Origin of the sequence: Amycolatopsis thermophila (genome assembly GCF_030814215.1) — a bacterium.
GTDB classification, from domain to species: Bacteria; Actinomycetota; Actinomycetes; order Mycobacteriales; family Pseudonocardiaceae; genus Amycolatopsis_E; species Amycolatopsis_E thermophila.
Map to the genome: position 1 here is coordinate 847,780 of NZ_JAUSUT010000001.1, position 25,346 is coordinate 873,125.

A 25,346-nucleotide genomic window follows, 5' to 3' on the forward strand; every position below is an offset into this window, starting at 1 on the left:
GCTTAGTCAGCACCACCGACACTTTCCGGACGTTCCTGGTCCAGACCCCGGACCAGGTCACGCAGTTCGAGCAGCGTGATGGCGCCGTCCGGCTCGGTCCCGGCCGTCTCCACCCTGCGCAACCGCTCGGCCGCGAGGCGTTCGCCGAGGGTGGCGTCCAGCGGCAGGAAGGTCATCGCCGACCGCGCGGCGTCGTCGAGTTCACCCAGCAGCGGGTGGTGCACCGCGACGTCGACCACCCCTTCGGCCTCGTCCACCTGAGCGGCGACGCGCACGTCGGCGAGCGCGACCGACCGCGTCCCCAGGTTCACCGTCACGCCGGACGGGTCGGGCACCGGCGGGACCGAGTCGTGGTACTCCCAGATCGCGTCCTCGGGCGGCGCCGCCGCCTTCCACGCATCGGTGAAGGGCCGCAGCGCGGGGTCCTCCTGCCCGCTCACCACGAGGGCGTAAATCGCGCGTTGCCCTCGTTCGAGTGACACGTGCAGGTTCGGGTGCAGTTCGGCGACGGCGTCGGCCAGCTCGACCTCGACCCGCTGCGGCTCCCGGTCACCGAGCGCGGCGCTGATCTCCGGCAGCATCTCGGACCAGCGGCGCCAGAACCGCCGCGCGGCCGCCACCGGGTCGTCCGGCACCGCCTGTTCGGGCCACGCGGTGCGCGGGTCGGGCAGCTGGTCCTCCGCGCGCTGTCGTCGGAACCATCGCATCGTGCGTTCCTACCAGCCTTCCGGTGGCTCCACGAACGCCTTGCCCAGATCGGTCGCCAGCTTCAGCGCGCGGCGCACCCAGTCGCCGGTCGCGCCGGCGAACCCGCAGGTGGGCGTGGGCACCGCGCGGTCGGCCAGGGTCGACCGGTTGAACCCGAGCCGGTCGGCCAGTGCCAGCGCGGGCTGCGCCAGCTCGCGCAGCGACGGCCGGCGCGCCGGTTCCAGCGCCGGCACCAGGCCCAGGAACAGGACCGTGCCGCTGTCCCACGCCTCACCGATCTCGTCGAGCAGGGTCGACGGCGCGCCGGCGAGGAGGGTGGCGTCGATCGCGAGTGCGCCCGCGCCCGCCGCGCGCAGGAGGCCGACCGGCGGCCGCGCGGCGCAGCAGTGCACGACCACCGGCTGACCGGTCAGCTCGCCGGCCCGCTCGATGACGTGACCCAGCAGCTCCCGGGCCTCCGGTTCGGGGACGGCGGGGACGTTGCCGTACCCGGACGGGGTGGGCAGGGCGCCGGCGAGGACGTCGGGCAGCGTCGGCTCGTCCAACTGGACGACGACCTCGGCGCCGGTGCGCGCCTTCAGCTCGGCGACGTGCGCGGCGAGCCCCTCGAGCGCCGATTCGGCGAACTCCCGGACGGCGCCGCGGTCGGTCAGCACGCGGTGCCCGCGCGGCAGCTCGATGCCCGCGGCGAGCGTCCACGGCCCGGCCAGCTGCGTCTTGATCACCGGCGCGCCGCCGGCCTCGGTGACCGCGTCCAGGTCCCACCGCAGGAGGTCGACCGCGCGCCGGTGGTCGCGCCCCGGCCGCGCCGCGACGCGGTAGCCGCTGGGCACGACCTCGACCGCGAGGTCGACCAGCATCGCGGCGGTCCGCCCGATCAGGTCCGCGCCGACGCCGCGCGCGGGCAGCTCCGGCAGGTGCGGGAAATCGGGCAGCTCGCCGAAGACGACGGCGGCCGCTTCCGCGGGTTCGGTACCGGGCATCGACCCGATCGCGGTGGCCGCGCCGGGGGGCCAGACGTGTTCGCTCACACCCCGATTCTCCAAGCCGGACGCGCCGGTCGCGTCCCGGGCCTCGGGTCGGGCCCGGGAAAGGCGCCGGGAGGATTAACGGAAAGGCACCCGGATTGGCGAATCGGGCCAAGCCGGACATTTCCGTGCAATTCACCGGTCGTCTCCCGTTCTTGATTTTCCCTGGCTAACCTTGGCGTGCATGACGAGCAGTTCGCGGCACGCGGGCGGTGGCACCCTGTTCACCGAGCCCTTCCTGGTGGTCAGCCAGCGTGCCCGGCTGGCCGAGGTGGCGAACGGGTTCGCGGTGCGGGACCAGTACGGGCGGCCGCTGGGGGCGGTGGTGGAAGCCGACCGGAGCGCGTTCCGGAAAGCGCTGCGCGTGCTGACGAATTCCGACCGGTTTCGCCCGCACTGTTTCGACGTGCGCGACTCCGGCGGAAGTGTCGTGCTGAAAGTGCGGGTGCACGACTCGCGATTCCTGGTGACCCGCGCGGACGGCACCCCGATCGGGGAGATCGCGCGGGCGGGCCGGACCCGGTTCACCTTTTCGGCGCACGGCCGGGCGGTCGGCACCCTGGCGGGCCGGGGCGCCTGGGACTTCGTGCTCACCGACGCCGGCGGCACCGAGGTCGCGCGGGCGACCAAGACGTTCGACGACGTGCTCGGCGAGACCTTCAGCAGCGCCGACCACTACGTGGTGGAGGTGTTGGCGCAGCTCACCGATCCGCTGGCGAGCCTGGTGATCGCCGCCGCGCTGACCCTGGACACCGCGTTGCGGCACGGTGGGTGACGCGGGTCTCAACCGCGTCCGGTAGACATTCCACCCGGGAAGTTCCAAAGTGAAATATCCCGGGTTGGAAAGGACGATGAGGTCTCGTGGAAGCACTCCCCGAAGGCAGCGCCGAATGGAGCGAACCGGGCCTGTACGCCGTCGCGCCGGGTGTGCACCGGATCCCGTTGCCGCTGCCGAACGACGGGCTCAAGGCCGTCAACGTCTACGCCCTCACCGAGGGCTCCGACCTGGTGCTCATCGACTCCGGCTGGGCGCTGGCCGAGGCCCGCGAGCAGCTGGCCGCCGCGCTCAAGGGACTGGGCGCCGAACTCGGTGACGTGAGCCAGTTCCTGGTCACGCACGTGCACCGCGACCACTACACGCAGGCCGTCGCGCTGCGGCGCGAGTTCGGCGGGCGGATCGCGCTGGGCTCGCTGGAGGAACCGTCGCTGCGCGTGACGGCCGATCCGGATGCCGTGCCGCTGATCGGGCAGATCCGGTCGCTGCGGATGTGCGGCGCGGACCCGGTGGCCGACGAGCTGGTGCGGGTGTTCGAGATCCACGGGCGCAACACCGAGGCGTCGATCTGGGAGCTGCCCGACGAGTGGCTCACGCCGGGCCGCCGCACCGTGCTGCCCGGCCGCGCGCTCGACGTCGTGCACACGCCGGGGCACACGGCCGGGCACGTCGTGTTCGACGACGGCGCCGCCGGGCTGATGTTCACCGGCGACCACGTGCTGCCGCACATCACGCCGTCGATCGGTTTCCAGCCCGCCGTCGCCGAGATGCCGCTGCGCGACTTCCTCGACTCGCTGCGCCTGGTGCGCGGCATGCCGGACCGCCGGATGCTGCCCGCGCACGGCCCGGTGACCGACAGCGTGCACGCCCGCGTCGACGCGCTGCTGGACCACCACGCCCAGCGGCTCGATGTCATCGCCACGACCATTGTGGACGGTGCGCGGACGGCGTACGAGTCCGCGCTGCGGATTGGCTGGACGCGGCGGCAGCGCAAGCTCGGCGAGCTGGACGTGTTCAACCAGATGCTGGCCGTCCTGGAGACCGCGGCCCACCTGGACCTGCTGGTCCACCAGGGCAAGCTGGCACTCCTGGTCGAGGACGGGGTGCGCCGGTACTCGGTGGCGTAGCCGATCGCGTAGGCTGGGGGCAACGGGCAGGTCCGATCGCCGTTCGTGCCGGTTGCGAGATGCACCGGAGCGGCTCGCGTCATCGAAGGATGCCGTCGGCCCCCGTCTCCCGAGGAGTTCCGCATGACCCAAGCTCACCCTGCGCAGGACGCGCACGCCGTCCGCTTCAGCCACCCCGACACGCCCGAGCCCGTGGCGGCCCCGGCCGCGACCCAGGCCGCCCGCGAGGTCCGGTTCTCCGGGCGGCAGGCCGCGCCGGCGCGGCCGCGGCGCTGAGATCAGGAGAACTGGTCCCGCAGCTCGCGCTTGAGGATCTTGCCCGAGGCGTTCCGCGGCAGGTCGGACACGAAGCGGATCGCCTTGGGCACCTTGAACGCGGACAGCCGCGAGCGCACGTGGGCGATCAGCGCCTCCGCGTCGACGTCTTCTTTGGACACCACCACCGCGGTGATCGCTTCGATCCACTTCTCGTCCGGGACGCCGATGACGGCCGCTTCGGCGACGGCGGGATGCGTGTAGAGCGCGTCCTCGACCTCGCGTGACGCCACGAGCACCCCGCCGGTGTTGATGACGTCCTTGATGCGGTCGACGACGTAGATGTAGCCCTCCTCGTCGATCCGCACCAGGTCGCCCGAGTGGAACCAGCCGTCCCGGAACGCCTCTGCCGTCTCCTCCGGCTTGTCCCAGTACCCCTCGCACAGCTGCGGGCTGCGGTACACGCACTCGCCCGACTCGCCCGGTGCGACGTCGTTGCCCTCGGCGTCCACCACCCGCAACTCCACGAACAGCGCCGGCCGCCCGGCCGAATCGGGCCGCGTCGCGTGGTCCCCGGGCCGCAGGATCGTCGCCAGCGGGCCGATCTCCGACTGCCCGAAGCAGTTGTAGAAACCCAGCTCCGGCATGGCTTCCCGGAGCCGCTCGAGCACCGGGCCCGGCATGATCGACGCGCCGTAGTACGCCTTCCGCAGCGCGCTCAGGTCCTTCGACCCGAAGTCGGGGTGGTTGGCCAGCGCGACCCACAGCGTCGGCGCGGCGAAGAACGCGCCGTGCCGGTCCTCGGCCAGGCGGCGCAGCACGTCCGTCGGGTCGGGCGTCTCGAGAAGCGTGTTCGTCGCGCCCACCGCGAGCCACGGCACGAGGAACACGTGCATCTGCGCCGAGTGGTAGAGCGGCATGACGTGCAGCGGGTCGTCGTCCGCCGTCAGGTCCAGGCCGGTGATGCAGGAGAGGTACTCGTGCACCAGCGCCCGGTGGGTCATCATCGCGCCCTTGGGACGCGAAGTGGTGCCGGACGTGTACAGCAGCTGCACGAGGTCGCCGTCGGCCACCTCGACGTCCAGCGCGGGCACCTCACCGGACAACGCCACCAGTGCGCCGTCGGCGTCGCGCAGCGGCACCACCTGCTCCAGCGGCGGCAGGTTGCCGGCCAGGGCCGGGTCGGCGAGCGCGACGCGGCTGCCGGACTGTTCGACCAGGTAGGCCAGCTCGCCGCCGGTGAGGTTGTAGTTGATCGGCACGTGCACGAGCCCGGCGCGGGCGCACGCGAGGAAGCCGATCAGGTAGGCGTCGGAGTTCTTGCCGTAGGCGGCCACCCGGTCGCCCTTGTCCAGGCCGAGCCCGAGCAGGTGCGCGGCGGCGCGGGTGACGGCGTCGTCGAGCTCGGCGTAGGTCCACGTGCGGTCGGCGAAGCGCAGGGCCACGCGCGAGGGCCAGCGCGCGGCGCTGCGCCGGAGGATGTCCGCGACGGTACTGGAGCGGAGCGTGGTCAAGGGGAACTCCTCCTTCGGCGCCGGTGCCATACTCGGGGGTCGTGAGTGAGATCCACATTAGACGAGCCCGGCGCGCGGATGTCGAGGCGATCGTCGCGATGCTCGCCGACGACCCCCTCGGCGCCCAGCGGGAGACGCCCGGCGACCCGTCGCCCTACCTGCGGGCGTTCGAGGCCATCGACGCCGACGCGAACCAGCTGCTCGTCGTCGCGGAACGGGACGGCGAGGTGGCCGGCACGCTGCAGCTGACGTTCATCCCCGGCCTGTCCCGCCGCGGCGCGACGCGGGCGCTGGTCGAGGGCGTTCGCGTGCGCTCCGGCCTGCGCGGCGGCGGACTCGGGGCCCACCTGATGAAGTGGGCCGTCGACGAGGCGCGGCGCCGTGGGTGCGCGCTGGTCCAGTTCACCTCCGACGCCTCTCGCACCCGCGCGCACGCCTTCTACGAGCGGCTCGGCTTCGAGGCGACCCACCTGGGGTTCAAGCTCATGCTCTGACCAGGCCGTGTCCGGTGAGCCATCGGAGCCAGAGGGTGATGGCGGCGATGGTGGGTCCGGCGCGTTTGGCGTAGCGCGTGGCGAGGTCGCGGAACTGTTTTCGCTGGTTGAAGCGGCGTTCGACGACGTTGCGCCGCTTGTAGGTTGCGCGGTCGAAGGCGGGCGGGAGCCCTTGGCGGCGGGCGATCTGGTCTGCGCGCTCCTGGCTGATGAACCGGATTCGTCGGTCCCGCATAGCCTGCCGTGTCGAGGGCGGGGGTGCAGCCCCCTTTTTCGGGCGCCAGCCGCGTGCCGGTGCGCCCGGACCACGCTCGAATCGACCGAGACGACCCATTCCACATCGCCGACCGAGTCGTCTTTGACGATCACCTCGTCCAGAATCGTCTGCCAGGTGCCGTCGGCGGTGCACAACCGCAACCGCCCGTGCGCGGTCTTCCACCGCCCCGTTCGCAGCTTCCACAGAATCGCGTTGCGCACCTGCCGGTGATGCGCGGTCCGTCACCTCACCCCGACCCGAGATCAAACCAGAACCCCCAGCTCGATCAATTGCAGGACATCACCTAGAGCACTGCCGAGACCACGCGGCGGATGGCGTCCAGGTCGACGTCCTCCGCCAGCGTCTCCTCCGCGGGTTTGTCCGGGAACGGCTCCTCGGCGGCGAAGAGCGTGCGGAACAGCCGCGGTAGCACGGTGCGGTCGATCAGGTCCTGGGCGGCCGACGTGCTGCGCGGGCCGTCCATCCCGAAGTGCCCGGCCAGGTGCGCGGCCAGCCGCTCGCGTGGGCCGACGAACGCGGCGTCGAAGTAGGCGCGCGCGCTGCCGGGCAGCCGCTCCGCCGCGGTGATGCTCAGCCGGCACGTCGCGAGCTGCCGGTCCCACAGCATGAGCTGCAGGAATCGCCCGCAGTAGAGCGCCACCGCCTCCGCCGGGTCCTCGGCGTAGGCGTCCGGGGTCTTGAGGGTGTCCAGGTGCAGCTCGCGCGCCAGGTCCAGCACCGCGAGGAACAGCTTGTCCTTGCTCTCGAAGTGCGCGTACAGCGAGCGCTTGGACGTGCCGGCCCGCGCCGCGACCGTGTCCATCGACGCCCGTTCGTAGCCGGTCTCGAGGAACACCTCCTTGGCCTCGAACAGGATGTGGCGCCGCAGTTCTTCGCCACGCCTCTGCGACGCACCAGCTCGGCTCATCGTTCTTGCACCCTCAAAAAGTAAACGGTACGGTCGAGTTTACTTACTCCGGACGACCCGAAGAGGAACGTCATGATCGTCGTCACCACCCCCACCGGACACATCGGACGCCAGGTCCTCGACCACGTGCTCGCCGCGGGACGGCCGGTTCGCGTCGTCGTGCGCGATCCGGCCGGACTGCCCGCCGAGGTGCGCGACCGGGTCGAGGTCGTCCCAGGGTCGCACGGCGATCCGGACGTCGTCGCACGCGCCTTCGACGGCGCCGACGCCGTGTTCTGGCTGGTACCAGCCGACCGGCGCGCCGCGGGCCCCGTCGAGGCCTACCGCGAGTTCAGCCGCCCGGCGGTGGAAGCGCTGACCGGGCAGCGCGTCGTCGGCATCACCGCGCTGGGCCGCGGCACACCGCTGGCCGGTCACGCCGGGCACGTGACAGGCTCGCTGGCGATGGACGACCTGATCGCCGGCACCGGAGTGCCCTTCCGCGCGCTGGCCGCGGCCACGTTCATGGACAACGTGCTCCGGCAGGTCCGGGGCATCAAGGAGCGGGGCATGCTGTTCGACGCCGTCTCCCCCGACCACGTCCAGCCGATGGTCGCCAGGCGCGACATCGCGGCCGTCGCCGCGCGCCTGCTGCTCGACGACACCTGGACCGGGCAGGAGGAGGTCCCGCTGCTCGGACCCGAGAACCTGTCCGGGAACGACGTGACCGCCATCATGTCCGACGTGCTCGGCTTCCCCGTGCGGTACGGGCAGGTTCCGGGCGCGGCGTTCAAGGAGCAGCTCATCGGCGCCGGTCTGTCCGAGGCCATGGCCCAGTCGATGCTCGACATGGCGATCGCGAAGGACAAGGGCCTGGACGACGGCGTGACCCGGGCGCCGCGGCACGCGATCGACACGCCGACCACGTTCCGCCGGTGGTGCGAGGACGTCCTCAAGCCGGCGGTCGAGGCGGCCTGACCGTGTCCTCGCCGGCACCGGCCCCCACGGTCAGGTCGCGGCCTCCACCGGGCTGCGGAACTGCGCCGAGTACAGCCGGTGGTACGCCCCGCCCGCGGTGATCAGCTCGTCGTGCGTGCCCTGCTCCACGATCCGCCCCGACTCCATCACCAGGATGAGGTCGGCGTCGCGGATCGTGGACAGGCGGTGCGCGATGACGAAGCTCGTCCGGTCGGTCCGCAGCGCCGACATCGCCTGCTGGAGCAGCGCTTCCGTGCGCGTGTCCACCGAGCTGGTGGCCTCGTCGAGGATCAGCAACGACGGATCGGCCAGGAACGCCCTGGCGATCGTGATCAGCTGCTTCTCCCCCGCGCTGAGGTTCGTGCCCTCGTCGTCGATCACCGTGTCGTAGCCGTCGGGCAGGCTGCGCACGAACCGGTCGACGAAGGTGGCCCGCGCGGCCGCCTCGACCTGCTCGGCGCTCGCCGCCGGCCGGCCGTAGGCGATGTTGTCCCGGATGGTGCCGTTGAACAGCCAGGTGTCCTGCAGCACCATGCCGGTCTGACCGCGCAGCTCGTCACGGGTCATCGCGGTGATGTCCACACCGTCGAGCGTGATGCGCCCGGCGTCCAGTTCGTAGAACCGCATGATCAGGTTCACCAGGGTGGTCTTGCCCGCCCCGGTCGGGCCCACGATCGCCACCGTCTGGCCCGGCTCCGCGACCAGCGACAGGTCCTCGATCAGCGGTGTCGCCGGGTCGTAGGAGAACCGGACGTGCTCGAACTCGACCCGCCCGCGGCGCTCCCGGGGCAGCCGCGGCGAAGCGGTGTCCGGCTCCTGCTCCCCCGCGTCGAGCAGCTCGAACACCCGCTCCGCCGAGGCGACACCGGACTGCATCAGGTTCGCCATCGACGCGGCCTGCGTCAGCGGCTGGGTGAACTGCCGCGAGTACTGCAGGAACGCCTGCACGTCGCCGAGCGACATCGTCCCCGTCGCCACGCGCAGCCCGCCGATGACGGCGAGCACCACGTAGCTGAGGTTCGACAGGAACATCATCGCCGGCATGATGATCCCGGAGACGAACTGCGCGCCCATCGCGGCCTGGTAGAGGTTTTCGTTGCGGCGCCCGAACTCCTGCTCGACCTCCCGCTGCCTGCCGAACACCTTCACCAGCTCGTGCCCGGTGAACGCCTCCTCGATGTGCGCGTTGAGCGAACCGGTGTGCTTCCACTGCGCCACGAACAGCTTCTGCGAGCGCTTCCCGATCGCTCCGGTCAGCACGATCGACACCGGCACCACCAGCAACGCGATCACCGCCAGCAGCGGCGACACGACGAACATCATCACCAGCACACCGACGAGCGTCAGCAGCGAGGTGAGCAGCTGGCTCAGAGTCTGCTGCAGGGTCAGGGAGATGTTGTCGATGTCGTTGGTGACGCGGGACAACAGTTCACCGCGCGGCTGCCCGTCGAAGTAGCGCAACGGCAACCGGTGCAGCTTCGCCTCGACGTCCTCGCGCAGCCGGAACACCACGCGCTGCACGGCCCCGTTGAGGAGGTAGCCCTGCAGCCACTGGAACACCGACGCGGCCACGTACAACACCAGCACCCACATCAGGACCGTGCCCAGCGCGCCGAAGTCGATCCCCGCACCCGGGGTGAGGTCCATGCGCGCCAGCATGTCCGCGAGGTTGTTGTTGCCCTCGGCCCGGGCCGTGGCGACGGCCTGCTCCTGGGTCAGGCCCGCGGGCAGGCGGGCGGAGATGAAACCGCCGAAGATGATGTCCGTCGCGTGCCCGAGGATCTTCGGCCCCACCACGGACAAGGCGACACTGGCCACGCCGAGCGCGACGACGAACACGAGCGTGACGCGTTCCGGCCGCAGCCGTCCCATCAGCCGGCGCGCGGAGGCCCCGAAGCTTTTCGGCTTCTGGCCGGGCGCACCGGCCGGCGCGCCGGGGAAACCACCTGGTCTGGTCACGCCGCTTCCTCCGCCGTCATCTGGGACTCCACGATCTCCTGGTAGGTCGGGCAGTCGCGCAGCAGCTCGTGGTGCCTGCCCAGGCCGACGATCTCCCCGTTCTCCAGCACCACGATCTGGTCGGCTTGCACGATCGTGGACACCCGTTGCGCGACGACGATCACCGCGGCCCGGGCGGTGTGCGGCGCCAGCGCGGCCCGCAGGCGCGCGTCGGTGGCCAGGTCCAGCGCGGAGAACGAGTCGTCGAACAGGTAGACCTCCGGCTTGCGCACCAGGGCACGGGCGATGGCGATCCGCTGCCGCTGGCCGCCGGATACGTTCGTGCCGCCCTGCGCGATCGGCGCTTCCAGGCCGCCGGGCATCTCCGACACGAAATCGCGCGCCTGCGCGATCTCCAGCGCCTCCCACAGTTCCTCGTCGGTGGCGTCCGGGTTGCCGTAGCGCAGGTTGCTCGCGACGGTGCCGGTGAACAGGTACGGCCGCTGGGGCACCAGGCCGATGCGGTTCCACAGCACGTCCGGGTCGAGGTCGCACACGTCGACGCCGTCGACCAGCACCCGCCCGGCCGTCGCGTCGACGAGCCGCGGCACCAGCGAGAGCAACGTGGTCTTGCCCGCGCCCGTGCTGCCGATGATCGCGGTGGTCTTGCCCGCCTCGGCGCGGAACGTGATGTCCCGCAGCACCGGCTCCGCCGCACCGGGGTACCGGAACTCCGCACCCCGGAACTCGACCGCGCCGTGCTCGGTCGTCTCCCGCACCGGGCGCAGGGGCGGCACGACCGAGGGCTCGGTGTCGAGGACCTCGGCGATCCGCTCCGCGCACACCGAGGCGCGCGGGATCATCGTGGCGATGAAGGTCGCCATCGTGACCGACATCAGGATCTGCACCAGGTAGCTCAGGAACGCCGTCAGCGCCCCGATCTGCATCTCCCCCGACCCCACGCGGTGGGCGCCGAACCACAGCACGGCGACGCTGGAGGCGTTGAGCACCAGCATCACCGACGGGAAGATCAGCGCCTGCAGCCGTCCGACGCGCAGCGCGGTGACCGTCAGGTCGTCGTTGGCGACGGCGAAGCGGCGGACCTCGTCCCGCTCGCGCACGAACGCCCGCACCACGCGGATGCCGGACAGCTGTTCGCGCAGCACCCGGTTGACCCGGTCGAGCAGGACCTGCATGCGCCGGAACTGCGGCACCATGCGCGACACGATCAGCCCGATCACCGCCAGCAGCACCGGCACCGCGACCAGCAGCAGCCAGGACAGCCCCACGTCCTGCCGCAGCGCCAGCACGATGCCGCCGACGCACATGATCGGCGCGGTGACCAGGATCGTGGCCCCCATGACCACGATCATCTGCACCTGCTGCACGTCGTTGGTGGTGCGGGTGATCAGCGACGGCGCGCCGAAGTGCGCGACCTCGCGTGCGGAGAACCCGCCCACGCGGTGGAAAACGGCCCCCCGGACGTCGCGCCCGAACCCGGCCGCGCTGCGCGCGCCGAAGTAGACCGCGGCGATCGAGCAGGCGATCTGCACCAGCGTGACGGCCAGCATCCAGCCGCCGGTCGAGAAGATGTAACCGGTGTCGCCGGTGGCGACGCCGTGATCGATGATGTCGGCGTTGAGGCTCGGCAGGTAGAGCGACGCGACGGTGCCGACGAGCTGGAGCACCATCACGCCCGTCAGCGCGCGCCAGTACGGACGCAGGAACGTCCGCAACACCCGGATGAGCACGATTCCCCCTAGGAAACGGTCGGTATCTACTATGTAGACTAGCCCGATAAGAAACGCAACGTTTTTTAGGGGAGGCCACTCCGGTGCCGCGGCGACACGGTGAGGAACTCGAGTCCGCGATCCTGGAGGCGGCCTGGGCCGAGCTGGTCGAGGTCGGGTACGCGAAGCTGACCATGGAATCGGTGGCCGCGCGGGCCGGCACCAGCAAACCGGTCATCTACCGGCGCTGGCCCGGTCGACCGGAACTGGTCCTCGCCGCGTGGCGGCGGCGGGTGCCCAGGGAGGGCGACGTGCCCGACACCGGCAGCCTCCGGTCGGACCTGCTCGCCCTGCTCCAGCGCGTGGTCAACCGCTTCGACGACACCCCCCGCGACGTCCTGGCCGGCCTGATGACCGAAACCTTCCGCGACCCGGAGGTCTTCGCCCTGCTGCGCAAGCAGATCGCCACCACGACGCGCCGGCCCGTCATCGAGACGCTCGTGGACCGCGCGGTGCGGCGCGGTGAGATCCCGCCGGTGGAGCTGACGCCGCGGGCCGCGCGCCTCCCGCTGGACCTGATCCGGGTCGAGGCCACCTTCTACCACCGCGAAATCACGGAGAAAACGATTACCCAGATCATCGACGACGTTTTCCTCCCCCTCCTGCGCGGCTTGGCAGACTGAGGAGGTCCGGCAGGAATGCTCCCGGACCCGGCTGGGTACCACACCGGCGACCGGGATCCGTTTCGAATTCGTTGGAGGCGGTGTCATCGATGAGCACCGCTCAGCTGACGGTCCGCCGGCAGGACGTGGCCGGGTGCACCATCGTCGACCTGGCGGGTCGCCTCGACACGTGCACGTACGGGCACCTGCGGGACAGCCTGATCAAACTGGCCATCGACCAGCCGGACGCGCTCGTCGCCCGGGTCGACCGCCTCGAGGTGACCAGCGCGCCCGCGCTCACCGTCTTCTCCGCCGTGTGGATGCGGATCTCCGAGTGGCCGTCGGTCCCGCTGCTGCTGGTCGCGGGCGACGAGCAGCAGCGCCACCTCATCGATTCGACCGCGGTCCCGCGGTTCGTGCCCACGTTCGCGACCCTGGACGACGCGCTCGGCACGGTCCGGGACCCACCGCAGCGCCGCCGCGCCACCGCCGAGTTCCCGCCGCTGTCGTCCAGCTCGCACGCCGCCCGGCTGTTCGTGCAGGAGATCTGCCGGGAGTGGAGCGTCGGCTACCGCAGGGAGGACGCGCTGGGCGTGGCCACCGAGCTCGTCGAGAACGCGATCAGCCACGGCGGCACCCCGCTCGAGCTCCGGCTGGAGCTGCGGCCCGGGTTCCTCACGGTCGCCGTCCGGGACGCCAACCCGCAGCCCGCGGTCCTGCGGCAGCGGCCGGGTGGCCGGCTGGAGGGCTACGGCCTCCAGGTGATCGCCGCGTTGTCCCAGGCCTGGGGGTGCTCGCCGTACCCCGGCGGCGGCAAGGTGGTGTGGGCGGTCCTCAACCTGGCTCCCCGCAAGCTCAGCCCGTTCACGGTATGAGCGCGCCCGCCCCGTCCCGCGTCTCCATCACCAGGATCGCACCGGCCGGCTCGCCGCGCCGGTTCCGCATCGCACCGCAGGCGACGGCGAGGGCGATGGTCCGGCCACGGCAGTCCACCGCGTCGAGGGTGATGCGCTCGTAGTAGGCGGGGTCGGCCAGCGCCGGGCGCACCACCGGGCACAGGTCGGCGACCGGCAGGCCGATGTCGAGGTCGAGCAGGTGCTCGCCCTCGGCCTCGGCGCGCGGCAGCCCCCACAGGTCCTCGGCGCCCGCGTTCCACGCGACCACCCGCATCCGCCGGTCCACGACCACCACCCCCGCCCGCAGCGAGGTCAGGAGCGACTCCAGGAACTCGTTGACGTCGTCGAGCGCGCTCGTGCGGTCCCGGAGCGTGTCGTTCCTCGTCTGCAGCTCGCCGTTGGTGCTTACCAGTTCCTCGACCGTGGACTGCAGTTCCTCGTTCGTGGTCTCCAGCTCCTCGACCGTGGACTGGAGCTCCTCGTTCGCGGTCTCCCGCTCCTCGGTGGTGGACCGCAGCTCCTGGTGAGCGTTCTCCTGCTGCCGCCTGGCGGTCGCCAGCTCGGCGAGCAGCCGGTGGCTGGTGGTGATGTCGTGGAAGAGCACCGAGATGCCGGCCAGTTCGCCGGCGGGGGTGATCAGCGGGCTGATGTGCAGTTCGAGCACGAGCACCTCACCCGGCCCCCGCTGCCAGTCGACGCCCTTCGCCCGCACCGCGCGCCGCTCGCCGCGCACCTGCTCGAGGTAGCTGCGCAGCTCGACGGGCCGGTGGGAGATCTCGAGGTCCCTCAGCGGCCGCCCCACGTCGCGGTCGGTCAGGCCGAACAGCTGCTGCGCCTGCCGGTTGACCAACGCGACCACGTCGTCGACGGTGAGGACGACCTGCGCGACCGGGTTCGACGCGAACGCCAGGGCCCGCAGCTCGTCGAGCCGGCCGACCGCGGGCTGGGGTCCGGACATGAGGGCGCGGCGCCGCGACGGCGTCCCGCTCAGGCCGGCGGCGCGCCTGCGGAAGATCCGGAACCGCAGGTCGACCGGCTCGAAGATCCGGCTGTGCGACAGCAGCATCTCGGCCTTGCCCGTGAACAGCACCCCGCGCGGCACGAGCGCGAAGTGCAGCTTGCGCAGGATGTTCCGCTGCGCCTCGGCGGTGAAGTACATCAGCGTGTTGCGGCAGACGAGCAGGTCGATGCGTGCGATGGGGGCGTCCTGGACCAGGTCGTTGCGCCCGAAGATCACGGAGCGGCGCAGGTCGTCGCGGAACACGTACCGGCCGCCGGTCTGGTCGAAGTAGCGGGCGACGTAGTCCGCGGGCAGCTCCTGGACGTCCTTCGCGGTGTAGACGGCCTGGCGCGCCTGGGCGAGCGCCTCCTCGTCGACGTCGGTGGCGTAGATCTTCACGCGCCGCCGGAACTGCTCGGCGCCCAGCGCCTCCGCCAGCGCGATCGCCACGCTGTAGGCCTCCTCCCCGGACGCGCACCCCGCGCTCCAGACGCGGATCTGGTCGTCCGGCCCGCGCTCGGCGAGGAGCATCGGGATGATCTCGGACCGCAGGAAGGCCCAGGCGTCCGCGTCACGGAAGAAGTTCGTGACGTTGATCAGGATCGTGTTGAACAGCGCGCGGACCTCGTCGCTGTCGGCCTGCAGGTGGTCCAGGTAGTCGCCGTAGCCCGAGCAGCCCACCACCCTCATCCGGCGCGCGACGCGGCGCATCAGGCTGCTCCGCTGGTAGGCGGTGAAGTCCAACCCGCGGGTCTGCTCGAGGTGGCCGAGGATCGCCTGGAAACCCTCGTCCGTCTCCGGCCCGGTCTGATCGCTCGCGTCGCGGCCCCTGCCGGACACGTCGAAAGGTTGCCCGCCCACGTGCCGACCGTAGCCCGTTCCCGGCCGGCCGGCGGATCACGAACCGACGGCGTCCGCCACGGTGTCGTACCGCGCCACGGCCTCCTCCACCCCGGTCAGTTCCAGGACCCGGTGCGCCAGGCAGCTCCGCGGCAGCACGACACGGAGGTCTCGGCCGCGCCCGCGCACGTCGAGCAGCACCTGCACCCCCGCCGCGCTGAGGAACTCGACGCCGGTGAGGTCGAGCACGACCGGGCCGGCCTGCTCGCCGAGCACCCGCGCCAGCCGGGGCGCCGTGGAGAGGTCGATTTCGCCGGCCGCGCTGACCACGGGCGTCCCCCGTCGCCGCTCGACGGTCAGATCGAGCAACCGCTCGGTGAGCGGGCCACACCGCTCGTCGGACACCGGACTCGCCCCCTCGGCGCGTGGTTGTGTCACCGGCCGGAACCGGATCACGATTCTAGCCCCGGCGCGCGGTGCCGTGCACCCGCGAACACCACCGGATCGAGGGGTCAGGCCGCGGTCGCCGCGATCTTCGCGCTGCCCAGGACGACGTCGCCGCCGGCGTCCGGCCGGTACAGCACGACGACCTGGCCGGGCGCGACGCCGGTCAGCGGGTCGCGCAGCTGGATCCGCACCTCGTCGCCGTCCACCTCGGCGACGGCGTCGGCGACCCCGCCGTGCGCCCGCACCTGGACCACGCACTCGGTCGGGCCGTCCAGCGGAGCGGCCGGCCACACCGGGCGGCCGGCGCGGATCTCGCGGACGGTCAGCGACTCGGCCGAGCCGACCTTCACCGTGCCGGACACCGGCTCCAGGGCCAGCACGTACCGCGGCTTGCCGTCCAGCACGGACCGGTCGATGCCCAGGCCCTTGCGCTGCCCGATGGTGAAGCCGTGCACGCCGGTGTGGCGGCCGAGCACCGCGCCGGTCTCGGCGTCCACCAGGTCACCGGGCCGCTGCCCGAGGCGCTTCTCCAGGAACTTCTTGGTGTCCCCGTCCGGGATGAAGCAGATGTCGTGGCTGTCCGGCTTGCGGGCCACCGCGAGCCCGCGGCGTTCGGCTTCCGCACGGATGTCCGGCTTGCGCGTGTCGCCGACCGGGAACATCGAGTGGCGCAGCTGCTCGGGCGTGAGCGAGGCCAGGACGTAGGACTGGTCCTTGTCCGGGTCGACGGCGCGGCGCAGCTCCGGCACACCGTCCACAACGGACAGGCGGGCGTAGTGCCCGGTGGCGACGGCGTCGAAACCCAGCGCCATCGCCTTGTCCAGCAGCGCCTCGAACTTGATCTTCTCGTTGCAGGTCACGCACGGGTTGGGGGTGCGGCCCGCGGCGTACTCGCCGACGAAGGTCTCGATGACCTCCTCGGTGAACCGCTCGGCGAAGTCCCAGACGTAGAACGGGATGCCGAGGATGTCCGCGGCCCGGCGCGCGTCGTGCGAGTCCTCGATCGTGCAGCACCCGCGCGAACCGGTGCGCAGCGTGCCGGGCTTGGCCGACAGCGCCAGGTGCACGCCGACCACGTCGTGACCGGCCTCCACCGCGCGGGCCGCCGCCACGGCCGAGTCCACTCCCCCGCTCATCGCGGCCAGTACCCGCATCACACCTCCTGCTTGTTCTTGCGCATCCCGGACAGGCCCGCCTGCCGGGCCCGCGCCACCACGCCACCGATCTCGCGCGCCACCGCGTCCACATCGTCCTGTGTGGACGTGTGGCCGAGCGAGAACCGCAGCGAGCCGCGGGCCGACGCGGCGTCGGCGCCCATCGCCAGCAGCACGTGACTGGGCTGCGCGACACCGGCGGTGCAGGCCGAACCGGTCGAGCACTCGATGCCCTTGGCGTCCAGCAGCATCAGCAGGCTGTCGCCCGCGCAGCCGGGGAAGGTCAGGTGCGCGATGCCGGGCAGCCGTCCGTCGCCGGAGGGCATGCCGTTGAGGACGACGTCGGGCACCTCGCGCCGCACGGCTTCGATGAGGGCGTCGCGCAGCCGGCTCACGCGCTCGGCGTAGGCGGGCTGCTCGCGCACCGCCTCCTCGACCGCCGTCGCGAACGCGCGGATCGCCGGTACGTCGAGCGTGCCCGAGCGGACGTCGCGCTCCTGCCCGCCGCCGTGCAACAGCGGCACGCACTGGGTGTCGCGCGACAGCAGGAGGGCGCCGACGCCGTACGGGCCGCCGAGCTTGTGCCCGGTCAGGGTCAGCGCGCTGACGCCGCTGCCGGCGAAGTCGACCGGGACGGCACCGGCCGCCTGGACGGCATCGGTGTGCAGCGGGATCCCGTGCTCGGCGCAGATCCCGGCGAGCTCGGCCATCGGGTTGATGGTGCCGACCTCGTTGTTCGCCCACATGACCGTGGCCAGCGCCACGTCCGACGGGTCGCTCTCGATGGCCTTGCGCAGCGTTTCGGGCAGCACCCGGCCGTGCTCGTCGACGTCAAGCCAGGTGACCTCGGCCTGCGCGTGGTCGGCCAGCCACTGCACGGCGTCCAGGACCGCGTGGTGCTCGACCGCGCCGGCCAGCACGCGGCGGCGATGCGGGTCGGCGCCCTGACGCGCCCAGAAGATGCCCTTGACGGCGAGGTTGTCGCTTTCCGTGCCGCCCGCGGTGAAGATCACCTCGGACGGGCGGGCGCCCAGGGCCTCGCCGATGACCTCGCGCGCCTCCTCGACGGCGCGCCGCGCGCGGCGGCCGGAGGAATGCAGCGAGGAGGCGTTGCCCACCGTGGACAGCGCCTCGCTCATCGCCGCAATGGCGGACGGCGACATCGGGGTGGTCGCCGCGTGGTCGAGATAGGTCATCGCACTACCAGAGTAGACCGTGCGGTATCACTCGCGCGTGGGCCACCGCCGGGTGATGACGACGCCCACCACGGCGAGCGCGGCCAGGGTGAGCGCGAGCACACCGAGGGCGGGCGCGGGCTCTCGCGCCGAGGCGAGCAGACCGAGCAGGACCCCGCCGAAACCGACGGTCAGTGCCGAGGAGACCCAGTCGCCCAGCTGCATGGCGGAGGTGTTGAACCCGCGCTCGTGCTCGGGGGAGAACCGCAGCAACAGCAGGGAGATCGACGGGTAGGCGATGCCCATGCCGGCCCCGCCGAGCAGGCACGCGGCGAACGCGAGCCAGCCGGGGAACCAGGGCTGCGCGACGAACCCGAACAGCAGCACGCTGACGGCGACCATGCCGAAGCCCGCGCGCAGGAGGGTCTCGCGGGGCCAGTCCGGGCGGCGGCCCTGGACGGCGGAGGCGGCCGACCAGGTCAGGGCGGTCGCGGTCAGCGGGAGGCCGGCCATCGCCGGGCTGTAGCCGTGCACGGTGGTCATGGCCAGCGGCAGGTACGCCTCCATCCCGGCGAAGGCGCCGCCGAGCAGAGCCCGGGAGGCGACGACCGTGGGCAGGCCGGGCCGGGCGGTGACCGTGCCGGGCGGGACGAGGCGGCGGACCGCGAGGGCCAGTGCCACGAGACCGGCGGCGCCGTAGCCGAGCGCGGCGGGGCTGGGGTGCTGGGCGGCCCAGGTCAGGGCGGCGACCCCGAACGCGGCCCCGAGGGCGACGACGACGCCGGCGCGTTTCCGGTGTTCTCCGGGAACGTGGGTGAGGCGGCGGGCGACCGGGACGAGCATCAGGAGGCCGGTGACCGCGAGCGGGGCGAGGCCGAGGAACACCCACCGCCAGCCGAGGTGCTCGGTGACCAGCCCGGCGACGGTCGGCCCCACCACGGCGGGCAGCACCCAGGCCGCGGCGTTGGCCGCGTACATCACGGGCCGCTCCCGGTCGGTGTAGACGAGCGCGATCAGGAGCGACACGGCGACGAGGACCGTGCCCGAGCCGAGCCCCTGGAGCACTCGCCCGGCGAGCAGGAGCGCCATGTCCCCAGCGGTGCCGGCGACGAGCAACCCGGCGAGGAACAGGGCCGGCCCGGCGAGCATGGGTGCCGCCGGGCCGCGCCGGTCGCAGACCCGCCCGGACAGCACGGTGGCGACGACGCTCGCGACGAGGAACGCCGTGAACGGCCAGGAGTAGAGACGCTGTCCCGCCAGCTGCGCGACCATGGTGGGCATCGCGGTGGCCACACCCATGTTCTCGAACGCGATGAGGGTGACGACGAGCAGGCTGGCCACGGTGGTCGTCCGGTGCTCCGCCGTCCACAGCACCCCACGCGGCCCGCTCGCGACGATCATGGTGTTCAGGCTGACACCTCCAGCGCGGTGGAGGTCAAGCCGATCACGCGCGTTGCAGGCCCGCTGGTTCGGCAGCCCGCCGCCGCCGCTGGGCGGGCACCGTCACGTTGCCCAGTGCCGCCTGCACCGCGGCCTCCGCCATCGCGGCCAGCTCCCGCCGGTCCGCGGCGCGACCGGGCGCGATCTCCCCGCACACGGTCACCTCGAGCACCAAGCCGCGCAGCGCCGCGACCCGCCGCAGGGAGTCGATCAGCGGCTCGGGCCCGATGAACGCCGGCTGGGTGGTCTCGCGTCCACCGGCCATGCGGTAGCGCAACGCCAGTGGCCGCACCGGCACACCGGCGTCGATCGCCGCCTGGAAGGTCGCCGGGCGGAACCGGCCGGACGCCAGGCCGCACCAGGTCGTGCCCTCCGGCGTCACGTTCACCAGAGAACCCCCGCGCAGGGCCGCGGCCAGGTCGGCGACCGTGGACGGCAGCGTCGACAACCGTTCCCGGTCCAGGAAGATGCTCCCGCCGCGGGCCACGAGCGGGCCGAGCACCGGCCAGCCCGCGATCTCCTTCTTGGCCAGCGCGCGCATCGGCCGCACCGCGTTGACCGCCACGATGTCCAGCCACGAGATGTGGTTGTTCACCACCAGCGCGCCACGCCCGCCGCCGTCGAGCGGTTCGCCGCGCACCACCAGCCGCACCCCGAACGCGCGCAGCACGCCGCGGAACACCAGGCGCGCCAGCGGGTCCCGGAACCGCCGCACGAACAGCGCCGGCACCACCCCGAACGCCAGCAGCACCACCGAAACGGCGCCGGCGAACCGCACGGCGCGGCGCACCCGCCCGACCACCGGCGCACCGGCGGTCAGGCACCCGTCGCCGCACGGCGAGGCCGGCATCCAGGGGTGGCTCACGCCTGGTTCCCGAGGAAGAACTTCAGGTACCGCTCGTCGACGTGCTGCAGGTCGAGCAGGGTGAAGAAGTCGGCGACGGCGAAGTCCGGGTCGTGCGCGGGCGGGCCGCAGACCTTCGCGCCGAGCCGCGTGTAGCCCTTGATCAGCGGCGGCAGCATCGACCGGGACGGACGGGCGATGTCCGCGTCCCCCCACGGGTTCAGCGGCGTGACGCGCTGCGATTCGGGCGCGTAGTGCTTGGCGCGGATGACGTCCCACACCCCGGCCGCGTACGCGCCGCCGTCGGTCAGCGGGACCGACGCGCACCCGCCGAGGTAGCGGTGCCCGGACAGCAGCATGTACCGCCCGATCCCGGCCCACACCAGGCTCACCACGGCGCCGGTGCGGTGGTCGGGGTGCACGCAGGACCGGCCGGTCTCGACCAGGGACCCGCGCAGCCCGGCCAGGTTGGTCAGGTCGAACTCGGTTTCGGAGTACAGCCCGCCGGCGGCGGCCGCGCGGCCGGGCGGCAGCATCCGGTAGGTGCCGACGATCTCGCCGGTGTTGTCGTCGCGGACCACGAGGTGGTCGCAGAACTCGTCGAACCGGTCGGCGTCCAGGCCGGGCGCGGAGTGCAGCCTGGCACCCATCTCCTCGGCGAACACCTGGTAGCGAAGTCGCTGGGCCGCAACGACTTCCTCGTTGTCGTAGGCGACCAGGAGCGAGTAGCGGGCAGCGCCCTCGGGCAGCTGGCCGTCCTGGTTGTCGGTGCTGACGAGCAACTGGGACCGCGTCATGCCTGTAGGTGTACCGGCGGGAAGGAAACCGCCAGGAGGTTCATCGCGTGACCACCTCGTGCACGTTGGATGAACCCGGGGTTCTCAGGGTTCTCTCAGCAACCGCGTCCGACCGGAAGTGAGCGTGATGTCGGGCAGCTGGTGTCCGATCCTGGTGGCGCTCGGTGCGGCGGCTGGGCGGCGGGCGGCCCTGCTGGGCGAGCTCGCCGAGCACTCGAAGCGACGGGCCACCGCCGGGGAGTCCCAGCGGTGGCCCGTCGTGGTGAGGGCGAGCGTCAGCTCTTGCGCTTGGTGACCTCTTCGGTCAGCTGCGGCGCGACGTTGAACAGGTCGCCCACCACGCCGAAGTCGGCGATCTCGAAGATCGGCGCCTCGGGGTCCTTGTTGACCGCGACGATCGTCTTCGAGGTCTGCATGCCGGCGCGGTGCTGGATCGCACCGGAGATGCCCAGCGCGACGTACAGCTGCGGCGAGACCGTCTTACCGGTCTGGCCCACCTGGAACTGCGCCGGGTAGTAGCCCGAGTCGACCGCGGCACGCGAGGCGCCGACGGCCGCGCCGAGCGAGTCGGCCAGCTTCTCCACGACCTCGAACTTCTCGGCCGAACCGACACCGCGGCCACCGGAGACCACGATCGTGGCCTCGGTCAGCTCGGGGCGGTCACCGCCGACGACCGGCTCGACACCGGTGATCTTCGCGGACTTCGCGGCGTCCACCGCGGGCAGTTCGACGGCCTCCTCGGCCGCCGCGCCCTCGGCCTGCGACGCCTCGACCGCACCCGGGCGCACCGAGATGATCGGCAGGCCCTGGGCCTTGGACTTCACCGAGTACGCGCCACCGAAGATGGACTGCTCCACGGTGCCGTCGGAGTTGACGCCCACGGCGTCGTAGAGCAGGCCGCCGCCGACGCGGATCGCGAGACGGCCGGCGACCTCCTTGCCCTCGGCGGACGCGGTGACGATCACCGCCGCCGGGGAGGCCTGCTCGACGAGCTTGGCCAGCGCGTCGACCTTGGGAGTCACCAGGTAGTTCGCGGCGTCCTCGGACTCGGCCACGTAGACCTTCTGGGCACCGTAGGCACCCAGCTGCTCCTTGAACTTGCCCGCGGTGCCCGGGGCGCCGACGACGACGGCCGACGGCTCGCCCAGCTCGCGGGCGGCGGTCAGGGCCTCGAACGTGGTCTTCTTCAGCTCGCCGTTGAGGTGGTCGACGAGAACCAGAACTTCAGCCATTGCTCCGTTGCTCCTGCCTCAGATGATCTTCTGGCCGACCAGGTACTCGGCGATCTTGCTGCCGCCGTCACCCTCGTCCTCGACGCGCTCACCCGCGGTGCGCGGGGGCTTCGGGGCCGCTTCGACCACAGTGGACAGCGCGCTGCCGAGGCCGACCGCACCCGCGTCGACGCCGAGGTCGGCGATCGTGAGGGTCTCCACCGGCTTCTTCTTCGCGGCCATGATGCCCTTGAAGGACGGGTAGCGCGGCTCGTTGATCTTCTCGGTGACGCTCACCAGCGCCGGCAGGTTCGCCTCGAGGTGGGTCAGGCCGTCGTCGGTCTCCCGGTCGGCCTTGACGGTGCCGCCCTCGACGGTCAGCGACCGCACCTGGGTCAGCTGCGGCAGGCCCAGCAGCTCGGCCAGCATCGCGGGCACGGCACCGGCACGGCCGTCGGAGGCCTCGTTGCCGGCGATGACCAGGTCGACGCCCTCGACCTTGCCGACGGCGGCGGCGAGCACCTTCGCGGTGGCCACGGCGTCGGAACCGTGCAGGGCCTCGTCCGAGACGTGGATGGCCTTGTCCGCGCCCATGGACAGGGCCTTGCGGATGGCGTCGGTCGCGCGGTCCGGGCCCACCGAGATCACGGTGACCTCACCCTCGCCGGCTTCCTTGATCTTCAGCGCTTCTTCGACGGCCTTCTCGTTGATCTCGTCGAGAACGGCGTCGGCGGATTCGCGGTCGAGCGTGTGGTCACCGTCGGAGAGCTTGCGCTCCGAATAGGTGTCCGGTACCTGCTTGACCAGGACAACGATGTTCGTCATTGGTCCCCTTCGACCTCCCTGAACCAGCTCTACTGGTCGGTAGCGTAGGGAGATTTCGCTGTCGTGGCGCCCCGAGGTGACGCCATTCACCCGGAATCCCGAATTACCGGGACGATCGTTCAGCTTTCTCCCGCTCCCGCTCAGACTACTCCCAGTGGAGGGTTGACCGGATGTGGTTACACCCGTTGGTGCCTTCGGTCTAACCTCACTTCCCGTGTCCAACCACGTCGCCGTCGTGACCGATTCGACCGCTTCCCTGCCCGAGCAGCTGCGCAAGCAGTGGGGCGTCGCCGTGATCCAGCTCCAGCTGCAGGTCGGGGACCACGTGGACGAGGAGAACCGGTTCGACAGAGGGGATCTCGTCGCCGCGCTGAGCGCGGGTGAACGCGTCACCACGAACCCGCCGGACCCCGGCGCGTTCTTCTGGACCTACCAGGACGCGGTGAGCGCCGGGGCGACCGCGATCGTCAGCCTGCACATCTCGCAGCGCATGTCGGCCACCCTGCAGGCCGCGCAGGAGGCCGCGCGGCAGGTGCAGGTCCCGGTGTACACCGTGGACAGCGGGACGACCGGGATGAGCCTCGGGTTCGCGGTGCTGTCCGCCGCCCGTGCCGCCGCGGCGGGCGGTTCGCCGGAACGCGTGATCGAAGCGGCGCAACGGCGCTTCGCGACCAGCAGCGAGCTGATCTACGTCGACACGCTGGAGTACCTGCGCCGGGGTGGCCGGATCGGTGGCGCCGCCGCGCTGCTCGGGACGGCGTTGTCGATCAAGCCACTGCTCACCGTCCGCGATGGCGAAGTGGCCCCGCTGGCGCGCGCCGCCGGCAGCCGTCGCGCCCTGGCGAAGCTCGTCGACCTGGCCGCACAGCGGGCCGGCCGGCTGCCGACGGACCTGGCGATCTCGTGCTTCCGCCCCACCGACCGCGAGCTGAGCCTGGTGCAGCAACTGCGCGAGCGGGTCGCCAACGTGCGGGAGCTGAGCATCGTCGAGGCGAGCACGGTGATCGGCGCGCACGTCGGGCCGGGCGCGCTGAGCATCACGGTCTCGCCCGGATAGGGGTGGAACCGGCGGGGTGACCTGTCCGTTGACAGGGGGACGAACCCGGCATACCGCCCCGGAGGACGGACATGGCTTCGCTGTTGCACAAACTCGCCCGATTCGCCAGCACCCCGCAGGGCCGACGGGCCATCCAGCAGGCGAAAGAGTTCGCCGGCGACCCGCGCCGGCGCGCTCAGGCCAAATCCGCGGTGGCGAAGCTGAAGGCCCGCGTGAACGGACGCCGCGGGTACTGATGTCCGGCGGGCCGAGGTGTCCGCGGGCCCGGCCCGCGCTCGGCTGTCGCCCGGCTGCCGAACGCCACCCGGCCCTGATCCGGCGCCACACCTCACCCACACCGTCGCTCGGTTTCAGGGCACCGCCGGCGCCGGCTGTTGGACTGTTTCCGCCGGACGGCGCGGCGTCTCCGTGCTCACCCGTTAGGGTTACCCACCAGTCGCACAGTTGCCACTGAGGGGAGCGTCACGGTGCACACGGCTACGAGCGTCGCGGACGACCAGCGCGTTCAGCACGACCTCCGCCGCTTCGCGGGTGGTCCCTTCGACGGCAGACCACTGGTCACGGCGACCGAAGCCGACCTCGACGTGCGCCTCTTCCGCACCACCTACCTGCCCTCGTTCGTGGCCACCGGAGCGCTGGAAGAAAATCACCGTCCGGTCGAGGCGGATCTCGCCTGGCTCCGGCTGACCACGCCGGCCGGGATCCCTACGGCCCTCGGCGCGCTCACCATCGGGCACGACCCGAGCGCGCACGTCCCGGGCGCGTACGTCCAGTTCGTCCGCTACCAGGGCCTCGACCTCGACGCGCCCATCGCCGACCAGCAGGAACTGCGCGGCAACCTCGTCGAAACGACCTCCCGGCTCAGCGCCCTGCTCAGCGGGCACCTGCGCACACGCCTGGCCGACGACGAGGGTTTCCGCGAGGAGCAACTGCCCGACTACCCGCCCGAAGCCTTGCGCGAGACGTGCATGAACGCGGTCATGCACCGCAACTACGAGACCTCCCACGCACCGATCCGCATCACCTGGTTCGACGACCGCATCGACGTGAGCAATCCGGGCGGCCCCTACGGCCAGGTCCGGGCCGACAACTTCGACCGCGTCCACGACTACCGCAACCCGAACCTGGCCCGCGCGATGAAGGCGCTCGGCTACGTCAACCGGTTCGGCCGCGGGATCTTCCGCATCCGCTCGACGATGGCGCGCGCGGGCAACCCGGTGCCCGAGTTCCACGTCGACGCGTCTTCCTGGACCGTCGTGCTGCGGAAGTGGCCCTGACTCACCCAGTA

Annotated in this window: 26 protein-coding genes; 10 read left to right on the forward strand and 16 right to left on the reverse strand. The window is 71.9% G+C overall.

From position 1 onward, the window contains the following. Positions 1-2: 2 nt before the first annotated feature. Together FB470_RS04210 and FB470_RS04215 are read right to left on the reverse strand one after the other, a co-directional pair. Positions 3-707, reverse strand: a complete 705-nt coding sequence (locus tag FB470_RS04210) for a hypothetical protein (protein ID WP_306988885.1) — start codon at positions 705-707, stop codon at positions 3-5. A gap of 9 nt (positions 708-716) precedes the next feature. Next, complete coding sequence (locus tag FB470_RS04215) at positions 717-1,739, reverse strand: uroporphyrinogen decarboxylase/cobalamine-independent methonine synthase family protein (protein ID WP_306988886.1); 1,023 nt, start codon at positions 1,737-1,739, stop codon at positions 717-719. Positions 1,740-1,920: 181 nt separating this feature from the next. On the opposite strand from FB470_RS04215, the gene FB470_RS04220 reads away from it, so the two are divergent. The 3 genes from FB470_RS04220 (at position 1,921) to FB470_RS04230 (ending at position 3,914) form a co-directional block, all read left to right on the forward strand. Further along, positions 1,921-2,511, forward strand: a complete 591-nt coding sequence (locus FB470_RS04220) for a phospholipid scramblase-related protein (protein WP_306988888.1) — start codon at positions 1,921-1,923, stop codon at positions 2,509-2,511. Positions 2,512-2,597: 86 nt separating this feature from the next. Beyond that, positions 2,598-3,638: an MBL fold metallo-hydrolase gene (locus FB470_RS04225; RefSeq protein WP_306988890.1), complete on the forward strand. Its 1,041-nt coding sequence runs from the start codon at positions 2,598-2,600 to the stop codon at positions 3,636-3,638. Positions 3,639-3,761: 123 nt separating this feature from the next. Further along, entirely contained in the window at positions 3,762-3,914 is a 153-nt protein-coding gene (locus FB470_RS04230) for a hypothetical protein (protein ID WP_306988892.1), read from the forward strand. 2 nt (positions 3,915-3,916) lie between these two features. Here FB470_RS04230 and FB470_RS04235 read toward each other — a convergent pair whose 3' ends face one another. Next, positions 3,917-5,407: an acyl-CoA synthetase gene (locus tag FB470_RS04235; protein ID WP_306988894.1), complete on the reverse strand. Its 1,491-nt coding sequence runs from the start codon at positions 5,405-5,407 to the stop codon at positions 3,917-3,919. 50 nt (positions 5,408-5,457) lie between these two features. On the opposite strand from FB470_RS04235, the gene FB470_RS04240 reads away from it, so the two are divergent. After that, positions 5,458-5,901: a GNAT family N-acetyltransferase gene (locus FB470_RS04240; RefSeq protein WP_306999049.1), complete on the forward strand. Its 444-nt coding sequence runs from the start codon at positions 5,458-5,460 to the stop codon at positions 5,899-5,901. Here FB470_RS04240 and FB470_RS04245 read toward each other — a convergent pair. Next, the gene (locus FB470_RS04245; protein WP_306988896.1) at positions 5,891-6,136 is read right to left on the reverse strand and encodes a hypothetical protein; all 246 of its coding nucleotides are present in this window, start codon (positions 6,134-6,136) and stop codon (positions 5,891-5,893) included. The two genes, FB470_RS04240 and FB470_RS04245, sit on opposite strands and share 11 nt — an antisense overlap. A gap of 325 nt (positions 6,137-6,461) precedes the next feature. Beyond that, positions 6,462-7,085, reverse strand: a complete 624-nt coding sequence (locus FB470_RS04250; RefSeq protein WP_306988897.1) for a TetR/AcrR family transcriptional regulator — start codon at positions 7,083-7,085, stop codon at positions 6,462-6,464. Between the two features lie 72 nt (positions 7,086-7,157). Here FB470_RS04250 and FB470_RS04255 point away from each other — a divergent pair, with 72 nt between their 5' ends. After that, on the forward strand, positions 7,158-8,042 hold the full coding sequence (locus FB470_RS04255; RefSeq protein ID WP_306988899.1) for an NmrA family NAD(P)-binding protein: 885 nt from the start codon (positions 7,158-7,160) through the stop codon (positions 8,040-8,042). 30 nt (positions 8,043-8,072) lie between these two features. Here FB470_RS04255 and FB470_RS04260 read toward each other — a convergent pair whose 3' ends face one another. Both FB470_RS04260 and FB470_RS04265 read right to left on the reverse strand, forming a co-directional pair. After that, a complete protein-coding gene (locus FB470_RS04260) occupies positions 8,073-9,914 on the reverse strand; it encodes an ABC transporter ATP-binding protein (protein WP_306999051.1) in 1,842 nt (613 codons plus the stop codon). Between the two features lie 83 nt (positions 9,915-9,997). Beyond that, positions 9,998-11,731, reverse strand: coding sequence for an ABC transporter ATP-binding protein (locus FB470_RS04265; protein ID WP_306988901.1), 1,734 nt, complete (start codon positions 11,729-11,731; stop codon positions 9,998-10,000). Positions 11,732-11,814: 83 nt separating this feature from the next. On the opposite strand from FB470_RS04265, the gene FB470_RS04270 reads away from it, so the two are divergent. Continuing rightward, complete coding sequence (locus FB470_RS04270; RefSeq protein ID WP_306988902.1) at positions 11,815-12,393, forward strand: TetR/AcrR family transcriptional regulator; 579 nt, start codon at positions 11,815-11,817, stop codon at positions 12,391-12,393. Positions 12,394-12,482: 89 nt separating this feature from the next. Then, positions 12,483-13,247 (forward strand): ATP-binding protein, encoded by a 765-nt coding sequence (locus tag FB470_RS04275; RefSeq protein WP_306988904.1) that lies wholly within the window; start codon positions 12,483-12,485, stop codon positions 13,245-13,247. Here the strand turns inward: FB470_RS04275 and FB470_RS04280 are convergent. The 9 genes from FB470_RS04280 to FB470_RS04320 all read right to left on the reverse strand — a co-directional run bounded on the left by FB470_RS04280 (position 13,237) and on the right by FB470_RS04320 (position 23,001). Then, complete coding sequence (locus FB470_RS04280) at positions 13,237-15,108, reverse strand: CheR family methyltransferase (RefSeq protein WP_306988906.1); 1,872 nt, start codon at positions 15,106-15,108, stop codon at positions 13,237-13,239. The two genes, FB470_RS04275 and FB470_RS04280, sit on opposite strands and share 11 nt — an antisense overlap. 57 nt (positions 15,109-15,165) lie before the next feature. Further along, complete coding sequence (locus FB470_RS04285; RefSeq protein WP_306988907.1) at positions 15,166-15,546, reverse strand: STAS domain-containing protein; 381 nt, start codon at positions 15,544-15,546, stop codon at positions 15,166-15,168. A 74-nt stretch (positions 15,547-15,620) separates the two neighbouring features. Then, positions 15,621-16,709, reverse strand: a complete 1,089-nt coding sequence (gene mnmA, locus FB470_RS04290) for a tRNA 2-thiouridine(34) synthase MnmA (protein WP_306988908.1) — start codon at positions 16,707-16,709, stop codon at positions 15,621-15,623. Continuing rightward, a complete protein-coding gene (locus FB470_RS04295) occupies positions 16,709-17,905 on the reverse strand; it encodes a cysteine desulfurase family protein (RefSeq protein ID WP_306988910.1) in 1,197 nt (398 codons plus the stop codon). The genes mnmA and FB470_RS04295 overlap by 1 nt, the downstream gene beginning before the upstream one ends. Before the next feature lie 27 nt (positions 17,906-17,932). Then, a complete protein-coding gene (locus FB470_RS04300) occupies positions 17,933-19,285 on the reverse strand; it encodes an MFS transporter (protein WP_306988912.1) in 1,353 nt (450 codons plus the stop codon). Between the two features lie 43 nt (positions 19,286-19,328). Next, a complete protein-coding gene (locus tag FB470_RS04305) occupies positions 19,329-20,189 on the reverse strand; it encodes a lysophospholipid acyltransferase family protein (RefSeq protein ID WP_306988914.1) in 861 nt (286 codons plus the stop codon). Next, positions 20,186-20,965, reverse strand: coding sequence for a GNAT family N-acetyltransferase (locus tag FB470_RS04310; RefSeq protein WP_306988916.1), 780 nt, complete (start codon positions 20,963-20,965; stop codon positions 20,186-20,188). Before FB470_RS04310 ends, FB470_RS04305 begins: the two co-directional genes overlap by 4 nt. 275 nt (positions 20,966-21,240) lie before the next feature. Further along, complete coding sequence (locus FB470_RS04315; protein WP_306988918.1) at positions 21,241-22,197, reverse strand: electron transfer flavoprotein subunit alpha/FixB family protein; 957 nt, start codon at positions 22,195-22,197, stop codon at positions 21,241-21,243. Between the two features lie 18 nt (positions 22,198-22,215). Continuing rightward, a complete protein-coding gene (locus tag FB470_RS04320; protein WP_306988920.1) occupies positions 22,216-23,001 on the reverse strand; it encodes an electron transfer flavoprotein subunit beta/FixA family protein in 786 nt (261 codons plus the stop codon). 214 nt (positions 23,002-23,215) lie between these two features. Here FB470_RS04320 and FB470_RS04325 point away from each other — a divergent pair, with 214 nt between their 5' ends. The 3 genes from FB470_RS04325 (at position 23,216) to FB470_RS04335 (ending at position 25,335) form a co-directional block, all read left to right on the forward strand. After that, a complete protein-coding gene (locus FB470_RS04325) occupies positions 23,216-24,058 on the forward strand; it encodes a DegV family protein (protein ID WP_306988921.1) in 843 nt (280 codons plus the stop codon). A 71-nt stretch (positions 24,059-24,129) separates the two neighbouring features. Beyond that, the gene (locus tag FB470_RS04330) at positions 24,130-24,294 is read left to right on the forward strand and encodes a hypothetical protein (protein ID WP_306988923.1); all 165 of its coding nucleotides are present in this window, start codon (positions 24,130-24,132) and stop codon (positions 24,292-24,294) included. Positions 24,295-24,525: 231 nt separating this feature from the next. Then, complete coding sequence (locus FB470_RS04335) at positions 24,526-25,335, forward strand: ATP-binding protein (protein ID WP_306988925.1); 810 nt, start codon at positions 24,526-24,528, stop codon at positions 25,333-25,335. Positions 25,336-25,346: the final 11 nt, after the last annotated feature.